Annotated in this window: 23 protein-coding genes; 8 read left to right on the forward strand and 15 right to left on the reverse strand. The window is 57.6% G+C overall.

What is annotated here, in order from left to right; all coding sequences use genetic code 11:
- From AAHA39_RS18160 to AAHA39_RS18175, 4 genes are all read left to right on the forward strand, one after another.
- Window positions 1-256: ABC transporter permease subunit (locus tag AAHA39_RS18160; RefSeq protein WP_446699616.1), on the forward strand; the 256-nt coding region annotated here is incomplete at its 5' end.
- 35 nt (window positions 257-291) lie between these two features.
- Window positions 292-1,167 carry a ribose ABC transporter substrate-binding protein RbsB gene (gene rbsB, locus AAHA39_RS18165; protein WP_041207819.1) on the forward strand — a complete coding sequence of 292 codons (876 nt, stop codon included), beginning with the start codon at window positions 292-294 and terminating at the stop codon, window positions 1,165-1,167.
- 108 nt (window positions 1,168-1,275) lie between these two features.
- The gene (gene rbsK / locus AAHA39_RS18170; RefSeq protein WP_320654700.1) at window positions 1,276-2,208 is read left to right on the forward strand and encodes a ribokinase; all 933 of its coding nucleotides are present in this window, start codon (window positions 1,276-1,278) and stop codon (window positions 2,206-2,208) included.
- A complete protein-coding gene (locus AAHA39_RS18175; protein WP_320654698.1) occupies window positions 2,208-3,224 on the forward strand; it encodes a substrate-binding domain-containing protein in 1,017 nt (338 codons plus the stop codon). Before rbsK ends, AAHA39_RS18175 begins: the two co-directional genes overlap by 1 nt.
- 50 nt (window positions 3,225-3,274) lie before the next feature.
- On the opposite strand, the gene cobB is transcribed toward AAHA39_RS18175, so the two are convergent.
- The 13 genes from cobB to AAHA39_RS18240 form a co-directional block, all read right to left on the reverse strand.
- Window positions 3,275-4,048: a Sir2 family NAD+-dependent deacetylase gene (gene cobB, locus AAHA39_RS18180; protein ID WP_041207823.1), complete on the reverse strand. Its 774-nt coding sequence runs from the start codon at window positions 4,046-4,048 to the stop codon at window positions 3,275-3,277.
- A 60-nt stretch (window positions 4,049-4,108) separates the two neighbouring features.
- A complete protein-coding gene (locus AAHA39_RS18185) occupies window positions 4,109-4,753 on the reverse strand; it encodes a GNAT family N-acetyltransferase (RefSeq protein ID WP_320654694.1) in 645 nt (214 codons plus the stop codon).
- Between the two features lie 3 nt (window positions 4,754-4,756).
- Window positions 4,757-6,001 carry a response regulator gene (locus tag AAHA39_RS18190; RefSeq protein ID WP_042031024.1) on the reverse strand — a complete coding sequence of 415 codons (1,245 nt, stop codon included), beginning with the start codon at window positions 5,999-6,001 and terminating at the stop codon, window positions 4,757-4,759.
- The gene (locus AAHA39_RS18195; protein WP_320654692.1) at window positions 5,988-9,959 is read right to left on the reverse strand and encodes an ATP-binding protein; all 3,972 of its coding nucleotides are present in this window, start codon (window positions 9,957-9,959) and stop codon (window positions 5,988-5,990) included. The genes AAHA39_RS18190 and AAHA39_RS18195 overlap by 14 nt, the downstream gene beginning before the upstream one ends.
- A 15-nt stretch (window positions 9,960-9,974) precedes the next feature.
- Complete coding sequence (gene ihfA, locus AAHA39_RS18200; protein WP_005300715.1) at window positions 9,975-10,271, reverse strand: integration host factor subunit alpha; 297 nt, start codon at window positions 10,269-10,271, stop codon at window positions 9,975-9,977.
- A gap of 3 nt (window positions 10,272-10,274) precedes the next feature.
- Window positions 10,275-12,662, reverse strand: coding sequence for a phenylalanine--tRNA ligase subunit beta (gene pheT, locus AAHA39_RS18205; RefSeq protein ID WP_320654690.1), 2,388 nt, complete (start codon window positions 12,660-12,662; stop codon window positions 10,275-10,277).
- A gap of 12 nt (window positions 12,663-12,674) precedes the next feature.
- Window positions 12,675-13,658 (reverse strand): phenylalanine--tRNA ligase subunit alpha, encoded by a 984-nt coding sequence (gene pheS, locus AAHA39_RS18210; RefSeq protein ID WP_011706167.1) that lies wholly within the window; start codon window positions 13,656-13,658, stop codon window positions 12,675-12,677.
- A 701-nt stretch (window positions 13,659-14,359) separates the two neighbouring features.
- Window positions 14,360-14,968, reverse strand: a complete 609-nt coding sequence (locus tag AAHA39_RS18215) for a thiol:disulfide interchange protein DsbA/DsbL (protein WP_320654686.1) — start codon at window positions 14,966-14,968, stop codon at window positions 14,360-14,362.
- A gap of 472 nt (window positions 14,969-15,440) precedes the next feature.
- Window positions 15,441-15,797: a 50S ribosomal protein L20 gene (gene rplT / locus AAHA39_RS18220; RefSeq protein ID WP_005300683.1), complete on the reverse strand. Its 357-nt coding sequence runs from the start codon at window positions 15,795-15,797 to the stop codon at window positions 15,441-15,443.
- A gap of 15 nt (window positions 15,798-15,812) precedes the next feature.
- A complete protein-coding gene (gene rpmI / locus AAHA39_RS18225; RefSeq protein WP_005300673.1) occupies window positions 15,813-16,010 on the reverse strand; it encodes a 50S ribosomal protein L35 in 198 nt (65 codons plus the stop codon).
- 86 nt (window positions 16,011-16,096) lie between these two features.
- A complete protein-coding gene (gene infC, locus AAHA39_RS18230) occupies window positions 16,097-16,645 on the reverse strand; it encodes a translation initiation factor IF-3 (RefSeq protein WP_041207833.1) in 549 nt (182 codons plus the stop codon).
- A 3-nt stretch (window positions 16,646-16,648) separates the two neighbouring features.
- Window positions 16,649-18,577, reverse strand: a complete 1,929-nt coding sequence (gene thrS / locus AAHA39_RS18235) for a threonine--tRNA ligase (RefSeq protein ID WP_320657227.1) — start codon at window positions 18,575-18,577, stop codon at window positions 16,649-16,651.
- Window positions 18,578-18,809: 232 nt separating this feature from the next.
- Window positions 18,810-19,397, reverse strand: a complete 588-nt coding sequence (locus AAHA39_RS18240; protein ID WP_320657226.1) for a tetratricopeptide repeat protein — start codon at window positions 19,395-19,397, stop codon at window positions 18,810-18,812.
- Between the two features lie 174 nt (window positions 19,398-19,571).
- On the opposite strand from AAHA39_RS18240, the gene AAHA39_RS18245 reads away from it, so the two are divergent.
- Entirely contained in the window at window positions 19,572-20,627 is a 1,056-nt protein-coding gene (locus AAHA39_RS18245; RefSeq protein WP_320657225.1) for a PA0069 family radical SAM protein, read from the forward strand.
- 33 nt (window positions 20,628-20,660) lie between these two features.
- Here AAHA39_RS18245 and AAHA39_RS18250 read toward each other — a convergent pair whose 3' ends face one another.
- Complete coding sequence (locus AAHA39_RS18250; RefSeq protein ID WP_185227164.1) at window positions 20,661-20,816, reverse strand: hypothetical protein; 156 nt, start codon at window positions 20,814-20,816, stop codon at window positions 20,661-20,663.
- Window positions 20,817-21,113: 297 nt separating this feature from the next.
- Here AAHA39_RS18250 and AAHA39_RS18255 point away from each other — a divergent pair, with 297 nt between their 5' ends.
- Window positions 21,114-22,511, forward strand: coding sequence for an alpha-amylase family protein (locus tag AAHA39_RS18255; protein WP_320657224.1), 1,398 nt, complete (start codon window positions 21,114-21,116; stop codon window positions 22,509-22,511).
- A gap of 110 nt (window positions 22,512-22,621) precedes the next feature.
- Here the strand turns inward: AAHA39_RS18255 and gyrA are convergent, their stop codons facing one another.
- On the reverse strand, window positions 22,622-25,369 hold the full coding sequence (gyrA, locus tag AAHA39_RS18260) for a DNA topoisomerase (ATP-hydrolyzing) subunit A (RefSeq protein WP_320657223.1): 2,748 nt from the start codon (window positions 25,367-25,369) through the stop codon (window positions 22,622-22,624).
- 188 nt (window positions 25,370-25,557) lie between these two features.
- Between gyrA and ubiG the strand changes: the two genes are divergently transcribed.
- On the forward strand, window positions 25,558-26,274 hold the full coding sequence (gene ubiG / locus AAHA39_RS18265; RefSeq protein ID WP_320657222.1) for a bifunctional 2-polyprenyl-6-hydroxyphenol methylase/3-demethylubiquinol 3-O-methyltransferase UbiG: 717 nt from the start codon (window positions 25,558-25,560) through the stop codon (window positions 26,272-26,274).
- Window positions 26,274-26,960 carry an HAD family hydrolase gene (locus AAHA39_RS18270; RefSeq protein ID WP_320657221.1) on the forward strand — a complete coding sequence of 229 codons (687 nt, stop codon included), beginning with the start codon at window positions 26,274-26,276 and terminating at the stop codon, window positions 26,958-26,960. Before ubiG ends, AAHA39_RS18270 begins: the two co-directional genes overlap by 1 nt.
- The last annotated feature ends 27 nt before the right edge of the window (window positions 26,961-26,987 follow it).

Consider the following 26,987-nt stretch of genomic DNA (forward strand, 5'->3'; position numbering starts at 1 on the left):
CACCTCCCGCCTCTCCTCTGCCCAGCCGACCGCTGGCATGGGTTACGAGCTGGACGCCATCGCCGCCGTGGTGCTGGGTGGTACCAGCCTGATGGGAGGCAAGGGCCGCATCATGGGCACCCTGATTGGTGCGCTGATCATCGGCTTCCTGAACAACGCCCTCAACCTGCTCGATGTCAGCTCCTATTACCAGATGATCGCCAAGGCGAGCGTGATCTTGCTTGCCGTGATGGTCGACAACAAAAGTACCCGATAACAACGTAAAACACGCCACACACAAGGAATGAAATGATGAAAAAGCTCAATACCCTGCTCGCTGCCGCCATCATGTCCGTGCTGGGCACCGCCCAGGCTGCTGACCATACCCTGGCGATGGTGGTCTCCACCCTCAACAACCCCTTCTTCGTCACCATGAAGGAGGGAGCCGAAGCCAAGGCCAAGGAGCTTGGCTACGAGCTGGTGGTGCTGGACTCCCAGAATGACCCGGCCAAAGAGCTCTCCAACATGGAAGATCTCACCGTGCGCAAGGTCAACGCCATCCTGATCAACCCGACCGACTCCGAAGCGGTGGGTAACGCCATCCGTCTGGCCAACCGCGCCAACATCCCGGTACTGACTCTGGACCGCGGCGCCGCGCAGGGTGAGGTCAAGGCTCACATTGCCTCCGACAACGTGGCGGGCGGCAAGCTGGCCGGTGACTTTATCACCGAAAAACTGGGTACCGGCGCCAAGGTCATTCAGCTGGAAGGGATTGCCGGCACCTCCGCCGCCCGTGACCGTGGCGAAGGTTTTGCCCTGGCCGTGGCGGCGAACAAGCTGCAGGTGCTGGCTTCCCAGCCGGCCGACTTTGACCGCACCAAGGGTCTGAACGTCATGGAAAACCTGCTGGCGGCCCATCCGACCGTACAGGCCGTGTTCGCCCAGAACGACGAGATGGCGCTGGGTGCCATCCGTGCGGTGCAGGCCGCCGGCAAAGAGGTGATGATCGTCGGCTTCGACGGCACTGACGATGGCAAAGCCGCCGTTGCCAAGGGTAAACTGGCCGCCACCGTGGCCCAGCAACCGGCCCTGATCGGTGCCATCGGTGTCGAGACTGCCGACAAGGTGCTGAAAGGTCAGCCGGTCGAGAAATCCATTCCGGTACCGCTGCAAGTGGTCAGCAAGTAAGTTCTCGAGGGGAGGTTCGCCTCCCCTTTTCCCCTCAATTGCGGTGCCTCCCGGCTTGAGCTCACTCAGTTATTGTGTTCAAGCCAAGATGCATCAGGAGTAGTCAACATGAATCGTCTCGTCGTTCTGGGCAGTGTCAATGCAGACCATGTGCTGCGCGTTCCCCACTTTCCTCGCCCGGGTGAAACCCTGACCGGCCACAGCTATCAGGTGGTGCCCGGTGGCAAGGGGGCTAATCAGGCAGTCGCTGCCGCCCGCCTTGGCGCCCCCGTCTCCTTTATCGCCCGCATCGGTGATGACGCCATCGGCCACCAGATGAAGAGCGGTTTTGCCAAAGACGGTATCGATGTGAGCGCCGTCGAACTCGATCCCAAGCTCCCGACCGGGATCGCCATCATCTATGTGAGCGATGAGGGGGAGAACAGCATAGGTATCTCCGCCGAAGCGAACGGGGCCATCACCCCTGCCGTGGTGAAAAACCACGAAGCGATGATCGCTGACGCCCACACCCTGCTGTTGCAGCTGGAAGTGCCGCTCGAGAGCGTCCACGAAGCTGCACGCCTGGCTCGCGCCCACGGCACCCGGGTGGTGCTCAACCCCGCCCCTGCCCGTCCGCTCTCAAGCGAACTGTTGGCACTGGTCGACCTTATCACCCCCAACCAGACCGAGGCCGAGCTGTTGACCGGCATCAAAGTCACCGACGAAGCGAGCGCCCGCGAGGCGGCTGCCCGTTTCCACCAGATGGGCATTGCGGACGTGATGATCACCCTGGGCGCGCAAGGGGTTTACTGCAGCAACGCCCAGCAACAACAGCTGATCTCGGGCTTTCGGGTCAAGGCGGTGGATACCACTGCCGCGGGCGATACCTTCAACGGCGCCCTGCTGGCGGCGGAACTGGCCGGTGCCGATTTCCACAGCGCGGTTCGCTTTGCCCACGGGGCTGCGGCGCTCTCCGTCACCCGATTCGGCGCCCAGAGTTCTATCCCGAGCAAGCAGGAGGTCGACACCTTCCTGCTTGAGCAGACTGCGCAGGGGCACTGATGGCCAATATCAAGGAGGTGGCGGCGCTGGCGGGGGTGTCGACCACCACCGTCTCCCATGTCATCAACGAGACCCGCTTTGTGGCCGAGGAGACCCGCGAGCGGGTCTTTGCGGCCATGCGTGAGCTCAACTATGCCCCGAGTCTGGTGGCCCGCAGCCTCAAGGTGAAGGAGACCAACAGTATCGGCATGCTGGTCACCACCTCCAGCAACCCCTTCTTTGCCGAGGTGGTGCGCGGGGTGGAGCGTTACTGCTTCGAGCAGGGCTACAACCTGATGCTGGGCAACACCGAAGGTCAGGCGGAAACCGCCCTCTCTTACCTCAAGATGATGCTGCGCAAGCGGGTCGATGGCCTGCTGATCATGTGTAGCGAAGGACAGCAAGAGGTGTTCAACCAGCTCGACTGGCTCAAGAGCCTGCCGGTGGTGGTGATGGATTGGGGGCTGGTCAGTGAGGATGTGGATCTGATCGCCGACAACTCCTTCCACGGCGGTTATCTCGCAACCCGCCATCTGATTGAGCTGGGCCACACCGCCATCGGTTGCATCACCGGCCCCCACAGCCGCGCCCCCGCCAACCAGCGCCAGGCTGGCTTTGAGCAGGCGCTGCAGGAGGCAGGACTCACTGTCAATCCTGACTGGATCCAGGAGGGGGACTTTGACTGCGCCAGCGGCCATCTGGCGATGACCCGTCTGTTGGCATTGCCCGAGCGGCCCACTGCCCTCTTTGTCTGCAACGACATGATGGCGATGGGAGCAATCAGTGCTGCCCATCAGGCGGGGCTGGTGATCCCAGGCGACCTCTCCATTGTCGGCTACGACAATGTGGCGCTGGCTGAATTTATGTCGCCGCCACTCACTACCGTCAACCAGCCCAAAGAGGAGCTCGGCCGCCTCGCCGTCACCCGGCTGCTGGCTCGCATCAACGGCGAAGCGGTGGCTGACCACCTGATCACGGTTGACCCCGACCTGGTGATCAGACAATCCTGCGCCCCCCGGCCGTCGGCGCAAAAGTAGATAACAACAAAAAAGGCGACTCATAGTCGCCTTTCTCTTTGCCGCCGCCTCTAGCGGTCGCGCATCTCCATCCAATTGTGCCCCTCGATCTGCTTGGGCTGATGGATGCCACACACTTCAAGCAACTCATCCACGTAGGCCGGCACCAACAGGGAGGCTGGCCCGTAGCGTTTTTCATCGAACTGGCTGCCCACCTCGCTCGGCTCGAGATTGAGCTCTATGGTGTGAGCACCATTCAACCCCGCCTCGTGCACAAAACCGGCAGCCGGATAGACAGCGCCCGAGGTGCCGATGGAGATAAAGAGATCACACTGGGCCAGCGCACTGTAGATGCGATCAAGCCCGATCGGCATCTCGCCAAACCAGACCACATGAGGACGCAGTGGCTGGGGGAACTGGCAGCAGGAGCAGAACTCCTCCTGATGAAGATCGCCACGCCACTCGATCACCTGACCGGACTCGGGACAGCGGGCCTTGAGCAGCTCGCCATGCATGTGGATAAGGTTCTTGCTCCCTGCACTCTCGTGCAGGTTGTCGATATTTTGGGTCACCAGAGTCACGGTGCCGGGAAAAAGACGCTCGAGGCGAGCCAGCGCATAGTGGGCGGGATTGGGGTGTACCTGGGGTTGCTGGAGCTGTTTGCGGCGGGAATTGTAGAAGCGCTGCACCAGTTCCGGATCTCTGGCATACCCTTCCGGCGTTGCCACATCCTCGACGCGGTGCTCCTCCCACAAACCATCGCAGGCGCGGAAGGTCTTGATCCCCGACTCGGCAGAGATCCCCGCTCCGGTGAGGATCACGATATTTTTGATTGTCTGCCCCATAACATGCTCCGTCTCTCCCTGCGCATTAGGTGTGACCTTAGCACAGGGTAAAAAGTGGCTCTATTCGCCCTTGGTCTTAGTAATGGCGTTGACAACCTCTGCTGGCAGCCACTCGTCCAGCACGCTCAAATCGAGGCGAGCGAAGACCATCTCGCGACCGGTCACCAGAGTCAGCGGCAGCCCCAACCGCTTGAGCATCAGCAACATGGGGCGATTCTGGGCCAGCACTTCGGCCGTCCACTCGGCAATCCCCTCGGCTCTGGCCAGCAGTGCCAATGCCAGCAGGATCCGCCGCCCCGCACCACGATGCTGAAAGTGATCCGCCACGATACAGGAAAACTCAGCCCGATCAGGATGAAGGCGGCGACGAATGGATTGGGCCTGTGCCAGCGGACGTCCCGCCATATCCGTCAGCAACAGGGCAATCTGCTGCTCCGGGTTGTAGTCAAGAAAGTGTGATACCAGCTCTGGCGAGGGGGTTCTCTTGGCCCGCATGAAGCGCAGATAGATGCTCTGGGCGCTGAGATCCTCATAGGCGGCCAGCATCTGCGCCGGCTCGACCCCGAGCTGCTCGCGCAGCAGACAGGCTTCCCCGGAGAGATTCATCTCAATCGGCAGAGCCGAGCGGGCCACCGGATAAGGCCACCCCTCCAGCCCTTTGGCCAGACGCTCCCGCTGCATGGGCCAGCAGAGATAGCGGGGCATGGGCTACCAGCGCCCCGCGATACCGCGCTCTTGCCACATCTCGACATCAAGCAGGTTGTAGGGGTCATCCAGATAGATGTCGACTCCGAGTTCCCGCACCCGCGCCATAAAGCGGCCAAGCAGCGAATCGGCGCTCAACGACTCGATATCGGAGAGCATCCCCTGCCCCAGCAGCAAGGATTGCAGCGGCAGCCGCTCCAGCAGATCGAACGGCAGATGCTGGTTGTTGTCGAGCAGTAGCGCCAACTTGCTCCCCGCCAGACTGGCCTGCAGCACCAGCGCAAAACGATCCGGATTGCTGAGCAGGTGATCACGGCGATGGATAAGCAACGTCAGCTCGGACGGGGTTCGCGACTGCTCCGCCAGCCACTCCTTGAGCCGCTCCCAACGAGGGGGCAAGCCGCTCACGGCCAGCCAGACCGGTGCTGAAGTGGTGGGGCTTGAGAGCAGGCCGAGTTGTCCCAGTACCTGACCCTGCCAGGTCGTGATGGTGCGGCGCTGACCGCTCAGCCGGCGCTGGCGCAGCGGGCCAAGATAGAGACCACGCAACAACCTGAGCAGTTCATCGCAATCGAGCGGTTTGGCCAGCGCCGCCAGAATATTGAAGCCAGCATCGTGCAGCAGGCGACGAGCACCGTCGATCAGGGTCTGCTCATGGGCGGAGAGCAAAATGATCGGCAGCCCGTCTGACTGCAACTGTGGCTGGCCCATCAGCAGGCTGATGGCATCCTGATCCACCAGGCTGAGATCGCAGATGAGCAGACGAGTGCTCCCCTCACCCAGCGCCGCAAGGCAGGCTTGCTCATCCTGCACCCAGTGACAGGTCAGCCCCAGTCCGGCGATGGTTTGCTGCAACTGCATCCCCTGAAACGGGTGATCTTCCAGCAGCAGGATCCGGCTGGCAGCAAGCCAGTTGCTCCACGCCTGATAGCTTGATAGCAAACCTCCCTGCCAATCCTCTTCGATGGCGTAGATACCGTTATGCAACTGGAGCTGGGGAAAGTAATCCGCCGTACGGTGCGAGTCGGGATCATAGAGCGCGATGGCTCCTGCCGAGAAGAGCCCCTCCCACTGCCAGCAGGCATCAGGCTGGGTGCGGTGCAGCGCCACATAATTTGGCAGCGTCGCCTGCTTGGCCATCTCGTAAGAGGCGCAATCGAGAGCATAGAGCGCAATAGGACGAAAACCGGCCAACCCGGGATCTTCCGAGTTAAGCAGCGCCAGCAGTTCTTCATCAGTGATGATCATCTTCAGCCCTCTTGGTCAAATGCTGGCTGACCCCATCCAGCGCCCGGGTTAACCTGACAGCCAATTCGCTGTGCTTCGATTGCTGCCACTCGTCAATGACAGTGACGATGGCGGTTGCTCCTACCATTCTGGCGGCCCCTTTCAATTTGTGTAAAGCGGCATTAACCCCTTGCTCATCCTTATTTGCCAGACACTGCTCCAGAGCCGCCAGATCGGCTCTGGTTGTATCCAGATAGAGCTGTGCCAGCTCTTTTGAGAGCAGCGATGAAGCCGCTGCAGGCTCGGCAATCCTCCCCTCTTTCTTGCCAAGCTGGTGCAGCATGGCGGCCAGCTCCCTTAACGCGACAGGCTTGTCGAGATGCCCGTTGCAACCGCACGATTGCAGTTCGATAGCCGCTTGTTCACTGAGATCTGCAGTAATCACATAGGCTGGCAGAGTGCGCCAGCGAGGCGAGCCACGCAGCTTGCGGCAGAGATCGGCGCCATTCATAACCGGCATCTGCAGATCGGTCAACACCAGATCCACCTCGTGATCGGCCAGTACATCGAGCGCCAGCTGGCCATTGGCAGCGGTCAGCACCTCGGCCCCCAGCTGTCCCAGCTGTAGCTTGATCAGCTCCCGATTGACATCGTGATCTTCTACCAGCAGCACCCGCATACCAAGACCGGGGCGGGTTGCCGAAGAGGGCTCTGTGACATCCAGCCTGGGTTGCAACAGATTGATAACGGTACCGGGCACCCAGGGCTCCCCCTGCCACTCCCAGTAATAGAATCCCTTCTCGTCGACCTGAGCCTGCAACCTGTGGTTTGCCGTGCCAGATACCTCAACCCCGAATCTTGCCAACCAGGGAGCAAGCTGCTTCACCTCATCGGGAGGCAGTGAGAGCGCCAGCTCTCGCACCTTGGGCTGCCAATGATGCGCCTGTTTGAGCAGTTTGAGCGGCAACTCGCAGAAGAAGCGGCTGCCACCTCCCGTTCTGGGTTCGACATCTATGAGCCCCCCCATCTGCTCGATAAGCTGCTTGCAGATGGCGAGCCCGAGGCCGGTCCCCGGCGCCCTCAGCTGCCCGGCCACCGCGAACTGTTCAAACGGCATGAAGAGGGTTGGTCGCATCTCGTCGGTAATACCCGGCCCCTGATCGTCCACGCCAAAACGCAGGGTCGAGCCCACGCTCTCGGCCCAGAGCACTACCTCGCCACGGTTGCTGAACTTGATGGCATTGGAGAGCAGGTTGTGCAGAACCTGCTGAACACGATGGGGATCGAGGGTCTGCAAGGCGGGCATCGCCGGATCAAGCTGCAAACGCAATTGCAGTTGCTTGGCTCTAGCCTTGGTCCAGTGCACGGCCGCCACGTGTTCGCACAGCTCGGTGAAATCTGTCGGCTGGGGCGAGAGCGACAATTTGCTGTTCTCATTGCGGCTGAAATCGAGCACGTCGTTGAGCAGGCCGAGCAACTCGTCCCCGGCCTGACGGATCCGGGCCAGCGCCGAGCCCTGCTCCTGGGAAAGCGGGGTGCTGGCGAGCCACTCCAGCAGGCCGAGAATGGCGTTCATCGGAGTGCGGATCTCGTGGCTGATGGCCGCCAGAAAACGTCCCTTGGCCTGCACAGCCTGCTGTGCCTCTTCATGAGAGAGTTGCAGAGCCTGCTCCTGTTCAACCCGCGCTGTCACATCCTGCATGACCGCATAGATGCGCCACCCCTGTGGCTGGCTGCGACCACGCCCACAGAGCTGCAACCAGCGCAGACCCTGCTCGGGATGGTGATAGCGCAGGGTACAGACGAAGGGCTTGCCCTCATGCAGCATGGCGAACATGGTGCTGCGCGCCAGTTGCAAATCTTCGCGCTCCAGCAGGTCAAGCACCCGAGCCGGTTCACGGCGGATCTGCTGGCTGGCCAGCCCCAACAACTCGTAACAGCCACGGCTGATGAACTCGATGGTGCCCACGTTCTCCTGAACCAGAAGGAATTGCAGCACCACCCCGGGCACGGTATTGGTCAAAGCACGCAGCCGTCGCTCAGCCTGACGCAGGATGCGGGCCTGCTGGCGCAGGGCGCTGATATCGGACAAGGCGATAAGATCGGTTGCTGGCGCCTGCTTCTCCAGTCGCAGCGGATGCTGCACATAGGCAAACACCTGCTCGCCAAGACTCAGCTCCCCTTCGCTCTTTTGTGATTGCACCTCGGGCAGCAGCAGTTCCGTGCCGTAACGCAGTGAAAGCCGGTGCCCCTGCTTGTTGGATTTGATCACCCTTCCCTGTTCATTACGTAAATAAACGGGCACTGGAAGGGCCTGAAACATGGTTTCGCGCAGCTCACTTTCGATGGCCAGCGCTTTTTCAGCCGCCTGCCGCTGAGCGACCTCGCGGGCCAGCTGCTGGCGCGAACGCCAGATCACCCCGATTACGATGCCACTGATCAGCAGCGCCAGCGCGATGGAGCCAAACCAGGCACCATAACTGACTCCGGATTGCTGCATCACAACCAGACGGCGCCAACGCTGGTTAAGTTCGTCGATCTGGGTATTGGTCAGGGCCATCAGGTTTCTGTCTATCACGCCAGCCAGCTCGGTCTGATCCTTGCGAATGGCAAAGCCGAGTCCGAATCTGTCATCCAGCTCCTTGATCTGAAGCCCTTCCAGCAGATGGGTACGCTGCGGATATTGCAACTGGTACAGCTCGCTCAACATGGCGTCAGCCTTGCCTTGCTGCAGCAACGCGATGCCCTGGCTCAGATCATCGGTACGGACCCATTCCTGATCACCCAGCTGTGCCAGCAGAGAGGGATCGTAGAGCGATTCCGGCACCAGGATCCGCTGTTTGCCCAGCTGGGAGAATTTGTCTGCGCTGATGGCGTGCTTGCTGATCAGAGCAAAACGGTTGATGGAGATCATCCGGCTGAAAGTAAAGTCATCGGCAAGCTCGGGAGACTCCGGCAAACCGGCCATCATGTCGGCCTCACCGCTGCGCAGCTTCTCTATCGCCTCGGCCTTGGTGGCCGCCGGCACCAGCATATATTTGAGGCCACTCTCCTGAGTTACCCAATTCAGAATATCTGCGCTCCACCCTTTTGCTTCACCCTGATCGTTGATGCCACTGTAGGGCATCAGCTGCGGGTTCATCACCAGACGCACAACCCGCCTTCTGCCAGAAAGCCAGGCTTGTTCGGCGTCATTGAAATGGAGCCGGTTGATATAGAGCGCCCCCTGATCCATATAGCGGCTCAGGTCGGTATAGAGGGTACCGGCGGGCATATAACGAATGAGCGTATCGACAAACTTGGCCAGCTCGGGATCGTTGCGCATCATCAGGCGATAGCTGACCACCCGCTCATCACCCAGCAGACGGCGCAGACGCAGGCCGTCGGCAGGATATTCGCGCATCAGGTAGCGCAGCTGGAGATAGTCCCCCAGATAGGCGGAGTTCCTCTCCCCCTCAAGAGCTGAATAGATACTCTCCCCTCTCCTCAGGGTTCTGAGCTCAGCCCCCGGATGCAGTTCACGCAAAATTGCGCTGGTATCCGTGGCGGAAGAGACCAGAAAAATTGCCTGACGAAGATCGCCCCGATAGAGAATGGCCGCATCCGTCTCCATCATGGGACGGCTGACCAACAGGCCGGTCTCCTCTCTACCCAGGGTGCCGATATGAGGGATAATGTCGCATGCACCACGCTGCAAGGCGGCGCGGGCAGCCTGCCAGTCGGCCATCTCGGAGAGTTTCAGTGGCACAGGCAACATATCGGCAAGACGGAGCAGGCGATCTTTTAGCAAGCCACCATCAGGAGTGACATAAGGCGGGGGAAGTGCAGCGGGGTAGCACACCTTGAGCTCTTTGATGGAGCGAAGATAGGCCTGAGTCGCCGGATCGAGGGGAAGCATCATGGCCTGCACTGGCATAGCCAGCATGGTTCCCAGCAATAATAGAGATTTTTTTATCATCGATAAGTAAAAGCCAGGCATTTGCCTGGCTTTTTATCACTCGTTGGGTTCAACATTTTCTACCCTGGCCTTGAGTTTCTGGCCAGGCCGGAAGGTCACCACGCGACGGGCACTGATAGGAATATCTTCGCCTGTCTTGGGGTTACGTCCTGGACGCTGATTCTTCTCACGAAGGTCAAAGTTACCGAAGCCTGAGATTTTGACTTGTTCACCACGCTCAAGCGCTTGTCTGATCTCTTCAAAGAAGGCTTCCACCATATCTTTGGCTTCACGCTTGCTCATCCCGAGCTGGGTGAACAGGTGCTCTGCAATGTCGGCTTTGGTAAGCGCCATAGATCAATCCCTCAAGGATGCATTCAACTCTTCACCAAGGGCCCGCACGACATTGTCTACGGTCTCGGCAATCTCTTTCTCCTCCAGGGTGCGCTGGGTATCTTGCAAAACAAGACTGATGGCTAGGCTCTTCTTGTCCTCAGCCATACCAGCACCCTGGTATACGTCAAACAAGTTTATTCCAACTACCTGATTTCCGCCAACTTTTTTAATTACTGCCAGAACATCCCCTGCCAGAACCTGACGATCAACCACCACGGCGATGTCACGACGGTTGGCCGGGAACTTGGATACTTCGGCAGCAACCGGCACTTTGGCCGGGGTCAGCTTGTCCAGCTCCAGTTCGAACATGACGGCGCGGCTCTTCAGACCCAGCTTCTTCTCGAGGCTCGGGTGGATCACGCCGATGTGGCCGATGACCTCGCCATTGCGCAGGATCGCCGCGCTCTGGCCCGGGTGCAAGGCACTGTGCTCGGTACGTTCGAAGGTGAAGGTGGCACCTTCGGCGGTCAGATCCAGCACCGCTTCCAGATCCCCTTTCAGATCAAAGAAGTCGGCTGCGCGGCTCTTGATGTCCCAGTGCTCGTCGCTCTGGTTGCCGGTGATGATGCCGGCCAGCATCGGCTCCTGACGGATGCCGTTCTCGGCATTTTCGTCCTTGATGAAACGCAGGCCCTGCTCGAACAGACGCACCCGCGGCTGCTGACGGTTCTGGTTATAAACAACGGCTTGCACCAGACCCGGGAACAGAGAGACACGCATGGCGGACATCTCGACCGAAATCGGGTTCGGCAGCACGATGGCATCGCTCTGCGGGAACAGGGTTTGCTGGGTCTTGGGATCGACGAAGCTGTAGGTGATCGCTTCCTGGAAACCGCGATCAACCAGCAGGTCGCGCACGCGCTTCAAGGTCACCTGCCCTTCTGCCTGCTCTACCATCGCCAGAGATGCGGCGGGTTTCAGATTCGGGATGTTGTTGTAGCCGTAGATACGGGCCACTTCCTCGATGAGGTCTTCCTCGATGGCGATGTCGAAACGCCAGGAGGGGGCCAACGCGGTCCAGCCGTCAGCGTCAACGATTACCTGCATGCCCAGACGGGTCAGGATCTCGACCACCTGAGCATCTGCCACGCTGATACCGATCACCTTGTCGAGCTTGGTGCGACGCAGCTTGATGGGTGCCGCTTTCGGCAGATGAGCATCGGATTTGACCTCGATGACCGGACCCGCTTCGCCGCCGCAGATATCCAGCAGCAGGCGGGTGGCACGATCCATCACCTTGGCCTGCAGCTCCGGATCCACCCCACGCTCGAAGCGGTGGGAGGAGTCGGTGTGCAGACCGTAGGCACGGGCACGGCCGGTGATGGAGAGCGGTGCGAAGAAGGCGCACTCCAGCAGGATGTCGGTAGTGGTCTCGGAGACACCGGTGCGATCGCCACCGAAGATACCGGCCATGCAGGCAGGTCCTTTGGCATCGGCAATCACCAGAGTAGTCTCTTTGAGCTTCACCTCGTTGCCGTCGAGCAGGGTCATCGGCTCATCGCTATGAGCGCGGCGTACCACCAGTTCCCCTTCCAGCTTGGCCAGATCGAAGGCGTGCATCGGCTGACCATATTCCAGCAGCAAGTAGTTGGTGATGTCGACGATGGCGTCGATGGAACGAATACCGCCACGGCGCAGCTTCTCTTGCATCCAGAGCGGGCTCTGGGTCTGCAGGTTCAGCCCCTTGATGACTCGGCCCAGATAACGGGGGCAATCGGCAGGCGCTTCAACCCGGATCGGGAAGGTAGCGTCGATGGTGGCAACCGCAGGCGCCCAGGTCGGCTCGACCACGTCAACGCTGTTGAGTACGCCAATTTCACGAGCCAGACCCGCGATGCCGAGGCAATCGGCACGGTTCGGGGTCAGATCCACATCGATGCTGACGTCGTTAAGTGCGAGATATTCGCGGATATCGGTCCCGATGGGCGCATCAAGCGGCAGCTCGATGATGCCATCGGCTTCAACGTCGATACCCAGCTCACTGAAAGAGCAGAGCATGCCGTGGGACGGCTGACCGCGCAGCTTGGCTTTCTTGATGGTGAAATCACCCGGCAGGGTCGCCCCTACTTTGGCCACGCACACTTTCAAGCCTTGGCGGCAGTTTGGCGCACCGCAGACAATGTCCAGCAACTCGGCTTCACCCACGTTGACCTTGGTCACCCGCAGTTTGTCGGCATCCGGATGCTGGGCACACTCGACCACTTCACCCACAACCACATTGTTGAACTGGCCAGCAACCGCTTCCACGGCGTCCACTTCCAGACCGGCCATGGTGATCTGCTCGGCCAGTGCATTGTCACTCAACTCGGTGCGGACCCACTCCATCACCCAGGATTTACTGAATTTCATGTTCTCTCGCCCTTACTTGAACTGCTTGAGGAAGCGCAGGTCGTTTTCGAAGAAGGCACGCAGGTCGTTGACCCCGTAACGCAGCATGGTCAGGCGCTCAACGCCCATGCCGAAGGCAAAGCCGGAGTATTTTTCCGGATCGATACCGACCGAACGCAGTACGTTCGGGTGCACCATGCCGCAACCCAGCACTTCCAGCCACTTGCCGTTCTTGCCCATCACGTCTACTTCGGCGCTCGGCTCGGTGAACGGGAAGTAGGAAGGACGGAAGCGAATGGTCAGGTCTTCCTCGAAGTAGTTGCGCAGGAAGTCGTGCAGAATGCCCTTCAGTTCGGTAAAGCTGGCATGCTCGTCGACCAGCAGGCCTTCGACTTGGTGGAACATCGGGGTATGGGTCATGTCGTAGTCGTTACGATAGACGCGGCCCGGCGCGATGATGCGGATCGGCGGCTGCTGATGCTCCATGGTGCGGATCTGCACACCGGAGGTGTGGGTACGCAACATCAGATCAGGATTGAAGTAGAAGGTATCGTGATCGGTACGCGCCGGATGGTGAGCCGGAATATTCAGCGCATCGAAGTTGTGGAAACCATCTTCAATCTCGGGACCACGGGCAACCTTGAAGCCCATCTCGCCAAACAGGCGCTCGATACGCTCGATGGTGCGAGTCACCGGGTGCAGACCGCCATTCTCGATGCGGCGGCCCGGCAGGCTGACGTCGATGGTCTCGGCAGCCAGCTTCTGATTCAGCACAGCGATTTCGAGGGCTTCACGACGCTCGTTCAGGGCATCCTGAACCTGCTGTTTGGCCTGGTTGATCACGGCGCCCGCGGCGGGACGCTCTTCGGCAGACAAGGCACCCAGGCCCTTCATCTGCTCGGTAAAAAAGCCCTTTTTACCCAGATATTTGACCCGGATTTCGTCGAGGGCGGCGATGTCGCTTACTCCCTCAATTTCGGCTCTGGCTTGGCCGACTACTTCTTCAAGCTGTTGCATGTCTTCCTCGTCACCACTCCCGGTACAGGAGCCTTTAGGCTAAATAAGGTCAAGAGGGGAATAATACAAAAAAAGCCCCTTCGCTGACCATAGTTAAGGCCCCCTTTTCTCCCTAGAAATCATTTTGTTATATCAAGTGAGTCTCGAGTTACCCCTACCCTTGTTCCAAATAGTGTTATCAACATCAAGTTTGTTGGCATATTTTGATGTTTGAAGACCCTATAAAATCGTGTTGTATTGACCCATCCGACCTTATGAGCATGAACGTGGAAGCCAACGGATCGCCATCAAACACAAAGAAATACAAAGGTTCCACATACCAGGTAGAGTTCCTCCTACCCTCCACGTTAGCGACATCTGGTCTGCGGTCTTGTATCACGGCTCTGATGCTGGCGCGAGGCACTGCTGATGTCTCCATAGGGCGAACCAGGGTGATAGATACTATACAACCCGACAGTTAACACAATAATCGCTTATAAAGCGCATCAATCCCCCCTCCCCTGTTTGGCTACGGCAATACAATCACGGGAAAGACCTGCTATAAACCACAAAATATCAACGTTGATTATCTGTCGGAGACGCTATGAGATCTACCACCAATAAAAAGAGATGATGCCGATAACTCAACATCATCTCTTGTATTATTTTATTTAAAATAACAAAGTGAATTAATAACTCTCGTTATATCCGAGTGAATTAAATTATGCATCCTTTGCCAAAAGATATTTTATCAATTGGGTGAACTGCTCTTGTGAGTTGATAGACTCAATCTTTATCATATACGTGCCGTTGACAATAAATGTCGGGGTACTACGAATATTATATTTCTCTGTGTGATGATCGAACTGGCTTACCATGGATGAAACTGCAAAGCTATCAACCGTGTTATCAAATGCCTCTACCTGTACACCATTCTCTACAAAGAGCTTTTTAATATCATCACGATTTTGTGGCGCTTGGCGCTGTACCTGGATTTTATGAAAGAGTGATGGAGTTAACTTGCTTTCAACATTAAGTAGTGTTGCGGTTGCATAAGCCCGTTGCATCTCCTGGGCCATATCGCGCCCAAAAAAAGCGACCGGATTCTTCTTGATAGCTACCTCTTTGGGGAGGTCATGTTGTAACTGCTCAACGATGGGTTCAAATTTCGCACATGGCGGGCAGTAGTAAGAGAAAAACTCCAATACTTCTGGTTGAGCAGTAGCTGTTTGCTTGAGGACATCATAGTTGACCCCCTCTTTGAACTCTGGAGCCGCATTAGCGCAGGGAAGCATAAAGATAGCAGCAAGGATCAAAAGAATTTTTTTCATAAAATTTCCAGTTGATGGTCAGACAAAAATTTCATTATAGGAATTTCGACCTTGCTAAAAGCTGAACAAACATCAGCTCTTGTACAAGAATACTATTGCATACGAGGATAATAAATTGTTAATTTAAAAATAAATCTATCCCTGTTTCAATATGATTGCCGAACTCCCGCAGACTCTGGACTTGCAAACCTAGCAGTTATTAAATAATGCAAAGAATAGTTTAGATATAAACTATATATAACCAGAATCGGTACCAAGATGAACATTGATGGGAAAACGCAAATGCAGCGTAACTATAGGTTTTGGAAAAATATTGCGTTATAAAAAACAGATGAAACTTGATTTGGAACTCTGAATTAAAAAATATCAATCTTGATTTAATTTGTTAGAAAATATATAAGTACTGGAATTAAATATTACACCAACAAAAAAGGAGGCCTGAGCCTCCTTTATTTTTTATAACAGAGCTGGATTAGACCAGAGCTGCTTTAGCTTTTTCAACCAGGGCGGTGAAAGCCAGCTTGTCGTGAACGGCGATATCGGACAGGATCTTGCGATCGATCTCGATAGAAGCCTTCTTCAGACCGTTGATCAGACGGCTGTAGGACAGACCGTTCTGACGGGCAGCAGCGTTGATACGCGCAATCCACAGTTGACGGAACTGACGCTTTTTCTGGCGACGGTCACGGTAGGCATACTGACCAGCTTTTGTTACCGCTTGTACCGCTACGCGGTAAACACGGGAACGGGCGCCGTAGTAACCCTTGGCGGCTTTCATTACTTTCTTGTGACGAGCACGAGCAGTCACACCACGTTTAACTCTTGGCATTTTTCACATCCCCCCTTATGCGTACGGCAGACAAGCGACAACACGTTTGTGGTCGGCAGCGGAAACAAAGAACTTCGGTCCCAGCTGACGCTTACGCTTACTGCTCTTCTTGGTCAGGATGTGACGCAGGTGGTTGTGCTTGCACTTGAAGCGACCTGAGCCAGTCTTCTTGAAGCGCTTTGCGGCGCCCCGGTTGGTTTTCATCTTCGGCATTTCATACTCCGCATTGTGAGTGACAACAAAATCGCAAGGCGAACCAACTCATGGAGCGAGCCCCATGAGTCAATTTCTTGTGGGCCTTAAGATTTCTTCTTAGGTGCGAGAACCATCACAGCTTGACGGCCTTCGACTTTCGGGAACGATTCGACTACGGCCAACTCTTCCAGATCGTTCTTGACGCGCTCCAGAACCTTGATACCAAGTTCCTGGTGTGCCATTTCACGACCACGGAAGCGCAGGGTGACCTTAGCCTTGTCCCCGTCTTCCAGAAAGCGAACCAGGTTGCGTAGTTTTACCTGATAGTCGCCTTCGTCAGTGCCAGGACGGAATTTGATTTCCTTAACCTGGACGACTTTCTGCTTTTTCTTCTGTTCTTTGGTGGTTTTGCTCTTTTCGTAGAGGAATTTGCCGTAATCCATGATCCGGCAAACGGGCGGCTCAGCGTTCGGACTGATCTCGACCAGATCCACTTCGGCCTCAGCGGCCAAGTTCAGTGCTTCCTGGATAGAGACGATGCCAAGTGCTTCGCCATCCAGACCAGCCAAACGAACTTCTTTCAGACGGATCTCTTCATTGATCCGGTGAGCGCGGGCTTGCGGTTGCTTGCCCAGTTTTTTTCCGCCTTTTATAGCTTATTCCTCCACTTTCTTTTGTCCGCGGGTCTGAACTTCCTGGGTCAACAGAGCAATGAACTCTTCAACAGGATAAGTGCCCAGGTCAGCCCCTTTACGAGTACGTACTGCAATCTGGCCGGCTTCAACTTCTTTATCGCCACAGACCAGCATGAAAGGTACTCGCTTCAAAGTATGCTCGCGGATTTTAAAGCCAATCTTCTCATTTCTCAAGTCCGCTTTTGCACGAAGGCCCGCATCATTCAATGCTTTGGCTACTTTCACTGCATATTCGGCCTGATTGTCGGTGATATTCATGACCACTGCCTGGGTCGGAGCCAGCCAGGCCGGGAACAGGCCTGCGTACTCTTCAGTCAGGATACCGATGAAGCGCTCGATGGAGCCCAGAATCGCACGGTGGATCATGACTGGCACGTGGCGCTCGTTGTTTTCACCTACATAGGTGGCGCCCAGACGGCCCGGCAGGGCAAAGTCGAGCTGCACGGTACCACACTGCCACGCACGATCAAGACAATCGTGCAGGGTAAATTCGATCTTCGGACCGTAGAAGGCACCTTCACCCGGTTGCAGATCGTATTTCAGACCGTTGAGCTCCAGCGCTTCCGCCAGTGCCTGCTCGGCACGATCCCACATTTCGTCGGAGCCGATACGCTGTTCCGGACGAGTGGAGAGCTTGACCACGATGTTCTCGAAGCCAAAAGTACCGTAGACGTCATAGACCATACGAATACAGCCGGAGACCTCTTCCATGATCTGCTCTTCAGTACAGAAGATGTGCGCGTCATCCTGAGTGAAGCCGCGCACCCGCATCAGACCGTGCAGGGAGCCTGACGGTTCGTTGCGGTGGCAAGAGCCAAACTCGGCCATACGCAGCGGCAGATCGCGGTAGGATTTCAGACCCTGGTTGAAGATCTGGACGTGACCCGGGCAGTTCATCGGCTTGATGGCGTACTCGCGGTTCTCGGACTGGGTGGTGAACATGGCCTGGGCATATTTCTCCCAGTGACCTGAACGCTCCCACAGGACGCGGTCCATCATGAACGGACCTTTCACTTCCTGATAGTCGTACTCTTTGAGCTTGCCGCGGATGAAGGTTTCCAGCTCGCGGAAGATGGTCCAGCCATCGTTGTGCCAGAACACCATGCCCGGCGCCTCTTCCTGCATGTGATACAGGTCGAGCTGTTTGCCGATCTTGCGGTGGTCGCGCTTGGCGGCCTCTTCCAGACGCTGCAGATAAGCCTTGAGCTGCTTCTTGTCAGCCCAGGCAGTACCGTAGATACGCTGCAGCATCTTGTTGTTGGAGTCGCCACGCCAGTAGGCGCCGGACATCTTCAGCAACTTGAAGTGGTGGCAGTGACGCATGTTGGGCACGTGCGGGCCACGACACATGTCGATGTACTCTTCGTGATGATAAAGACCGGGCTGGTCATCACGGGCAATGTTCTGATCCAGGATTTCGACCTTGTAGGTCTCGCCACGGGCAGCGAACACGTCGCGCGCTTCCTGCCAGGAGACCTTTTTCTTGATAACGTCGTAATCCTTGGCTACCAGCGCCAGCATGCGCTCTTCCAGGGCAGCCAGATCTTCATCGGTCAGGGTACGGTCAAGATCAACGTCATAGTAGAAGCCGTTGTCGATGACGGGACCGATGGCCATCTTGGTCTGGGGCCAGAGTTGCTTGATAGCATGACCCAGCAAGTGGGCGCAGGAGTGGCGCAGAATGTCCAGACCTTCTTCGTCTTTGGCAGTGATGATGGCCAGCGAGGCATCGGCTTCGATCAGCTCGCACGCATCCACCAGTTCACCGTTTACCCGACCGGCAATGCACGCCTTGGCGAGACCGGGACCGATGTCCGCAGCCACATCCATGACGGAAACAGAGTGGGCAAATTGACGTTGGCTGCCGTCAGGCAGAGTAATGATTGGCATTATATGTTTCCTTATACAGTGGTGACCCCTACCAAAGGTCACATGCGGGATGGAAAAGAGATTCAAAAAGGTGATGTTCTGGTTCTCCACAGCACTTTGCGAAGACGGCCCGCCATCCGAACGAAAGGTTCAAGGTGACAAACCAAGCCAAAACGGCCCCATGCTACCAGAAGTAACCGTGGCTGTATCGGGTTTGATGAGATTTTCTACAGTTAAATGAGACGCTTGCCGACTATTCACCAAGCAGCGGCTGCCAGTTGAAGTCAAAATCGCTGGCCCCCTCCTCGGCCAGGGCCAGTTGCTGCAGCACGTGCAGCGCCAGTTTGTTGCCCTTTTGCGCCGCCTGATAGAGCCACAGTTTCCCCTGCGAGAGATCGACACGCCCGCTCGCCCCCATCAGATGGAGCACCCCGACTTTCAGCATCGCCGGCACATCGCCATTGCGGGCGGCAAGATCCATCCAGTGAAAGGCTTCGCGCAGATCACGCTTCACCCCGGCGCCACGCAAATAGGCATCCGCCAACCGGTACTGGCCAAAGGGATCGCCCGCCTGCGCCGACTGACGATAGAGTGTGATGGCCCGATTGATATCCTGCTCACTCCCCTGCCCCACTTCATGGCTCCAGCCCATCAGCGCCTGTGCCCTTGGTTGCCCTTGCTCGGCCAGCGGCGACCAGATCCGGGTTGCCTCATCAAAATGGCCGGTTCGCCAGGCACGGTTGGCCGATGCCAGCTCCTGCTCCGTGGTGAGCGGAACAAGCCGCCAGATAACCAGGGCGATCAGCGCGATGAAAAGCCAGCGAGTAGTGGTTGGGGTCATCTTGATTTCCGTGATCCAGTTCGCATTTTGTTTATGTAAACGAAATGTAGCCGCCGGATCAAGCCAGAGATGCCCTACCGATGCAATTTAAAGTCGGGTAGTGACAAAGAGACTTGTCTTTGGTGAGCGATGATCACAGAATAACTGTATGCACATACAGTAAAGATGAAATTCATGGCCGGACGAGGCAGCAACCACAATATCGACCACCGTTTCAGCGGCCCGCGGATCGAGACGGTCGACGATGGCTGGCACTCTTCCGATTGGGATGCCGCCTTCACAACCTCTGCCCCCGGCACAGAAGTACGCGAAATAGAGGCCCGCAGCATTATCAGTTACAACAGCTCGCCGGATGTGCCCTTTGGCCGCTCCATCAACCCCTATCAGGGGTGCGAACACGGCTGCATCTACTGCTATGCAAGGCCGAGCCACGCCTATCTGGAACTCTCCCCCGGCCTCGATTTCGAAACCAAACTGTTTGCCAAGCTCAATGCGGCCGAGTTGCTGCGCCGGGAGTTTGCCAAACCGGCGTATCAGCCACAGAGCATCGTCATCGGCGCCAATACCGACCCCTACCAGCCTGTTGAGCAGCGCTATCGTCTCACCCGTCAACTGCTGGAAGTGATGCTGGCCCATCGCCATCCGGTGGGGCTTATCACCAAAAGCGCCATGATATTGCGCGATCTCGACTTGCTGAGCGAACTCGCCAGAGAGGGCCTCTGTCAGGTGATGGTGTCGGTGACAACCTTGAATGAAACCCTGAGACGCCAGCTTGAACCAAGAGCCAGCACGGGCGCCGGTCGCTTGAAAGTGGTCGAGAAGCTGGCCAGCGCCGGGGTACGGGTTGGCGTGCTGGCAGCCCCGATGATCCCGAGGCTCAATGAGCCGGAGCTGGAGCAGATCATCAAATCGGCTGCCAACGCTGGCGCCTGTTGCGCCGATTACATCCTGCTGCGCTTGCCTCACGAGCTGGCGCCGCTGTTCAGTGACTGGCTGGATGAGCACTATCCCGGCCAGAAGGAGGCAATTCTGAACCAGCTGCGGGCCAGCCGCGGTGGCGGGCTCAACAGTGCAGCCTTTGGCACGCGGATGCGTGGTGAGGGACACTTTGCCGACCTGTTGTCCCAGCGCTTTCGCCTGATCAGCAAGCGGCTGGGTCTTGGCAAGCGCCATGTTCAATTAAGGGAGGATCTCTTTATCCGCCCGGGCGAACAGCTGACACTCTTCTAAAAAACCAAGGGCTGCGATGTAACATGCAAGCCTTCAGGGTGCGCGCTCATCCCTGCCCTGCTCCAACAGTTCTGCCGGGAGTCGTGACGGCTCATGGGCCACTTCCAGCGACTCTTCACCACGGGTTGGCAACTCTGCTTCACCCCATACCCGACTCCACCAGATCTCCCAGGTTATCCAACTGGTCATATGCAGCTCCTGTGCGGTCAATGTGAACCACGCTGAGTGTGATGTCAGGATGCATCACTCGCCGGACAAGATAACGCGCTGTGATGACACTCCAGTGACAAACAAATTACTAAAAAACGTCACCTCGGCAGCATAGCAACCAGAACCATTGAAATCTGAAACTGCTCACAACTTCAGCGAACTCACCTTGAAATCCATCACAAATCCACCGGAATGCGATTGCGATTGACCCTGGTTGTGCCAAAGCTGCTCTGCCCATTTCAGGCATAGTCACAACAACAAGAAAGGGAAATAACAATGAAACACACAGCGGGAATGCTGGCGATCGCAGGTATGCTGATCGCCCCCTTGGCGCACGCCGATGTCATACTGCACGCCTTCAACTGGAAGTACAGTGAAGTGACAGCCAAAGCTGATCTCATCAAGAGTGCCGGCTATAAACAGGTGCTCATCTCACCGCCACTGAAGTCCTCGGGCAACGAGTGGTGGGCACGTTACCAACCCCAGGATCTGCGCCTTGTCGACTCCCCCCTTGGCAACAAGCAGGATCTCGAGCAGCTGATCGCCGCCATGAAGGCGCGAGGTATCGCCGTCTACGCCGATGTGGTGCTCAATCACATGGCCAACGAAAGCTGGAAGCGCAGCGATCTCAACTATCCCGGCAACGAGCTGCTGCAGAGCTACGCCAGCAACCCCAGCTACTTCGAGCGCCAGAAACTGTTTGGCGATCTGGGGCAAAACTTCCTCTCCGGTCAGGATTTTCATCCGGAAGGGTGCATCACCGACTGGAACAATCCGGGCCATGTACAGTACTGGCGGCTGTGCGGTGGACCCGGTGACAAGGGCTTGCCGGATCTTGACCCCAACAACTGGGTGGTGAGCCAGCAGCAAGCCTACCTGCTGGCGCTCAAGGGGATGGGAATAAAGGGCTTTCGGGTCGATGCGGTCAAGCACATGAGTGATTACCAGATCAACGCCATCTTCACTCCCGAAATCAAACAGGGGATGCACGTCTTTGGCGAGGTGATCACCACGGGGGGAGCCGGCAACAGCGACTATGAAAACTTCCTCAAACCCTACCTCGACAGCAGCGGTCAGGGCGCCTACGACTTTCCGCTCTTTGCTTCCCTGCGCGGCGCCTTCAGTTACGGTGGCAGCATGAACCTGCTGGCCGATCCGGGTGCTTATGGTCAGGCGCTACCGGGCAGTCGCGCCGTCACCTTTGCCGTGACCCACGACATCCCCACCAATGACGGCTTCCGCTACCAGATCCTGAACCAGACAGACGAGTCGCTGGCCTATGCCTACCTGCTCGGGCGCGATGGTGGCTCGCCACTGGTCTACTCCGATCATGGCGAAACCCGAGACAAGGATGGCTTGCGCTGGCAGGACTACTACCTGCGCGCCGATCTCAAGGGGATGATCCGCTTCCACAATGCGGTTCAGGGCCAACCGATGCAGCTGATCGGCAGCGACAACTGTTTCGTACTGTTCAAACGCGGCAAACAGGGGCTGGTTGGTATCAACAAATGCGGGCAGGAGCAGGAGTACTGGCTCGATACCACCAAATACGAGCTGAACTGGTATCGCAACTACCGGGATGTGCTCGATCAGAATGCGGTAGTCAATGTGCAGAGTCAGTGGGTACGGCTGGCGATCCCTGCTCGCAGCGCCAGAATGTGGCTGCAGGAGTAATGATGATGCCACGGCATCTCGGGCCAAAGTGAAGAAAACATCCAAACGAAGAAAATAAAAGAGCGACCGCAAGGTCGCTCTTTTTATCTGCTGCAGCAAGGGGGGAACGATTACTCGTCGCCCGGTTCGCCATCAACGGAACTGGCGGCGTCTGCTGCGGTATCAGTGCCTTCGGACACCTCACCCTCAGCAACCACTGCATCGTTCTCGTCTTCATCGCTTTCGGCGATGCGCTGCAAACCGACTACGGTTTCATCTTCACCGGTACGGATCAGACGCACACCACCGGTGTTGCGACCGATAATGCTCACCTCGGCCACACGGGTACGCACCAGAGTGCCGCCGTTGGTGATCAGCATGATCTGATCGGTCTCTTCAACCTGGATGGCATCGATGACCTTGCCGTTGCGATCGTCCACCTTAATGGAGATAACGCCTTGGGTACCACGGCTCTTGGTCGGGTACTCATCGAGTGCGGTACGCTTGCCGTAACCGTTCTCGGTGGCGGTGAGGATGGCACCTTCGCCGCGCGGAACGATAAGGGAAACCACCTTGTCGCCAGCAGCCAGCTTGATACCACGAACACCGGCGGCGGTACGGCCCATCGGACGCACGCCCTTGAAAGTACCCTTGCTTTCAGTGCCTTCGCCGTTGTCGCTGCCATCATCATCGTTGCCGGCATCGTCGTCGGTTTCGACCTCATCGCTGGCATCCGCATCGGCGCGACCGCTGCCTTCAGCGAAGCGAACAACCTTGCCCGCATCGGAGAAAAGCATGATCTCATTGCTGCCGTCGGTGATATCCACACCTATCAGCTCATCACCTTCTTTGAGGTTGATGGCACGGATACCGGAGGAGAGCGGACGGCTGAAGTCGGAGAGGCTGGTCTTCTTCACGGTACCGTTGGCGGTCGCGAAGAAGACGTACTTCTCGGCATCATACTCCTTCACCGGCAGAATGGCGGTGATGCGCTCACCCTCTTCCAGCGGCAGCAGGTTGATGATCGGACGACCACGGGCGCCACGGGACGCTTCCGGCAGCTGATAAACCTTGAGCCAGTAGACCTTGCCACGGGTAGAGAAGCACAGAATGGTGTCGTGGGTGTTGGCCACCAGCAGACGTTCGACGAAGTCCTCTTCCTTGATCCGGGTCGCGGACTTGCCCTTGCCGCCACGGCGCTGGGCTTCGTAATCGGAGAGCGGCTGATACTTCACATAGCCCTGGTGAGACAGGGTGACCACCACGTCTTCCGGGGTGATCAGATCTTCGATGTTGATCTCGGCACTGGACATGCTGATCTCGGTGCGACGCTCGTCGCCATACTGCTCACGCACAGCCAGCAGTTCATCGCGGATCACTTCCATCAGACGAGCCGGGCTCGCTAGGATGTGCAGCAACTCGGCGATGAGATCCAGCAGAGATTGGTACTCTTCCAGGATCTTCTCGTGCTCGAGGCCGGTCAGCTTGTGCAGACGCAGGTCAAGGATGGCCTGGGCTTGCTGTTCGGTCAGGAAATATTGACCTTCACGGATACCAAACTCCGGCTCCAGCCACTCGGGCCGTGCCGCGTCGTCGCCCGCTTTTTCCAGCATGGCGGCCACGTTGCCGAGTTCCCAGCCCTTGGCAACCAGGCCCGCTTTCGCGTCGGCCGGGGTCGCGCTGTGACGGATCAGCTCGATGATGGGATCGATGTTGGCCAGCGCAACCGCCAGACCTTCCAAAATGTGCGCCCGATCCCGCGCCTTACGCAGTTCGAACACGGTCCGGCGAGTCACCACTTCGCGGCGGTGCAGCAGGAACGCATCCAGGATCTCTTTAAGGTTCATCACCTTGGGCTGGTTGTTATCGAGCGCCACCATGTTGATGCCGAACGTGGTCTGCATCTGGGTGTGCTTGTAGAGATTGTTCAGCACAATCTCGCCGGACTCGCCGCGCTTGATCTCGATAACGATGCGCATGCCGTCTTTGTCAGACTCATCGCGCAGGGCACTGATGCCCTCGATCTTTTTCTCTTTGACCAGCTCGGCGATCTTCTCAATCAGTCGAGCCTTGTTCACCTGATAGGGGATCTCGTGAACGATGATAGTCTCGCGACTGGTCTTCTCGTCCACTTCCACTTCAGCCTTGGCCCGCACATAGATGGAGCCACGACCGGTACGGTACGCCTGCACAATGCCGGAACGACCGTTGATAATGCCACCAGTGGGGAAATCCGGGCCGGTGATGTAGGTCATCAGCTCGTCAATGGTGAGGTCGCCGTTTTCGATCAGCGCCAGGCAGCCGTTGACAATCTCGGTGAGGTTGTGAGGCGGAATGTTGGTCGCCATGCCCACCGCAATACCGGAGGAGCCGTTGACCAGCAGATTGGGAACCTTGGTGGGCATGACAGCCGGGATCATCTCGGTACCGTCATAGTTCGGCACCCAGTCCACGGTCTCTTTGTCCAGATCGGCCAGCAGCTCGTGGGAGATGCGTGCCATCCGCACTTCGGTGTAACGCATGGCCGCGGCGCTGTCGCCATCGACCGAACCGAAGTTGCCCTGACCATCGACCAGCATGTAGCGCATGGAGAAATCCTGCGCCATCCGGACGATGGTGTCATACACAGCGCTATCGCCGTGCGGGTGATATTTACCGATTACGTCACCGACCACACGGGCCGATTTTTTATAGGGCTTGTTCCAGTCGTTCCCCAGCTCGTTCATTGCATACAGAACGCGGCGGTGAACCGGTTTCAAGCCATCACGCACATCCGGCAGAGCTCGTCCTACGATCACGCTCATGGCGTAATCAAGATAGGAACTCTTGAGCTCTTCTTCGATGTTGACCGGCGTGATCTCTCTGGCCAGATCGCTCATAGAAAGCCTTAATCCCTAATTAGTTGTTCTTTGGCTTAAACAGCGCGACATGGTAACACACCAAGGCGGATTCCTTAAGCCACAAATCGGGCTGGTTTGACAAAGTCCGTCCGTTATAATGCCCGCCAGGACAATAGATTGCGCGCGAGTCACCCGCTCTGCGCGCCCTGCCACAGGATCTTCGATAAATGAACAGTGACGCCAATGTCGACCTGACCGAAATCGCCAAATTTGAAGCCATCGCCTCTCGCTGGTGGGACATGGAGGGGGAGTTCAAGCCCCTGCACCAGATCAATCCGGTGCGCCTTGACTGGATAACCAACAAGAGCGGCGGCCTGTTTGGCAAGCGCGTGCTCGACATCGGCTGTGGCGGCGGCATCCTCGCCGAGAGCATGGCGCGCCGCGGGGCACAGGTGACCGGTATCGACATGGGCAAGGAGCCCCTTGGCGTCGCTCGCCTGCATGCACTGGAGCAGGGGGTCGAGCTCGAGTACCGCCAGATCACTGCCGAAGCACACGCTAAAGAAGCGCCCGGCCAGTATGATGTGGTCACCTGCATGGAGATGCTCGAGCACGTGCCGGATCCCGCCTCGGTGCTGCGCGCCATCGCAACGCTGGTTCGCCCGGGTGGCCGGGTGTTCGTCTCCACCATCAATCGCAATCCCAAATCCTATCTGATGATGATCCTCGGCGCCGAGTACCTGATGAAGATGGTGCCCAAGGGGACTCACGATCACAAAAAGTTCATCATGCCCGCCGAACTCTGTCGCATGGGTGAAGCCGCGGGCCTGTTGGTGCGCGACATGAGCGGCGTCCACTACGCGCCACTCTCCAACAGCTTCCGGCTCGGTCGCAACGTCGACGTCAACTATATGGTGGAGTTCATCCGCCCGGAGCACGGCTGATGAGCACCTCTCACCCGCAGCCCCTTGGCTGTGTGCTGTTCGATCTGGACGGCACCCTGCTCGACACGGCGCCGGATCTGGGCGCCGCAGTCAATCACGTGCTGATAAGCGAAGGCTTTGCGCCGCTTTCTGACGAGATCATTCGCCAGACCACCTCCCACGGCGCACTCGGGCTGCTCAGGGCGGGGCTCGGCGAGGATCTGCTGGAAGAGCTGGGGGCTACCCGCCTGCGCAGTGCCCTGCTCGACTACTACTCAGCCAATCTCTGCGTCGGTACCCGCCCCTATGAGGGGATGGTGGATCTTATCGATTGGCTCGACGAGAAGCAGCTGCCCTGGGGCATCGTCACCAACAAGCCGGCCTTTCTCACCGAGCCGCTGCTAGCTGCTCTGCCAGTGCTCGCCAACTGCGGCGTCACCGTCAGCGCCGATACCCTGCCGGTACGCAAACCCGACCCTGCCCCCATGTATTTTGCCTGCGAGAAGCTGGGGGTCGAGGCAGCTCACTGCCTCTATGTGGGGGATCATGTGCGCGACATCGAAGCGGGCCGCAACGCCGGCATGCGCACTGCGGTCGCTGGCTGGGGCTATCTCAATGATGAGGAAGATCCTGCCCAATGGGGCGCCGACCTGCACTTTGATACCGTGCAGGCGCTGCACCACTGGCTGCGCTACGAGCTGGGCTGAAACTGCCGGTCGTGACGTTGCAAGAGT

The sequence above is a fragment of the Aeromonas sp. SE22 genome (assembly GCF_038739755.1).
Lineage (GTDB): Bacteria > Pseudomonadota > Gammaproteobacteria > Enterobacterales > Aeromonadaceae > Aeromonas > Aeromonas jandaei.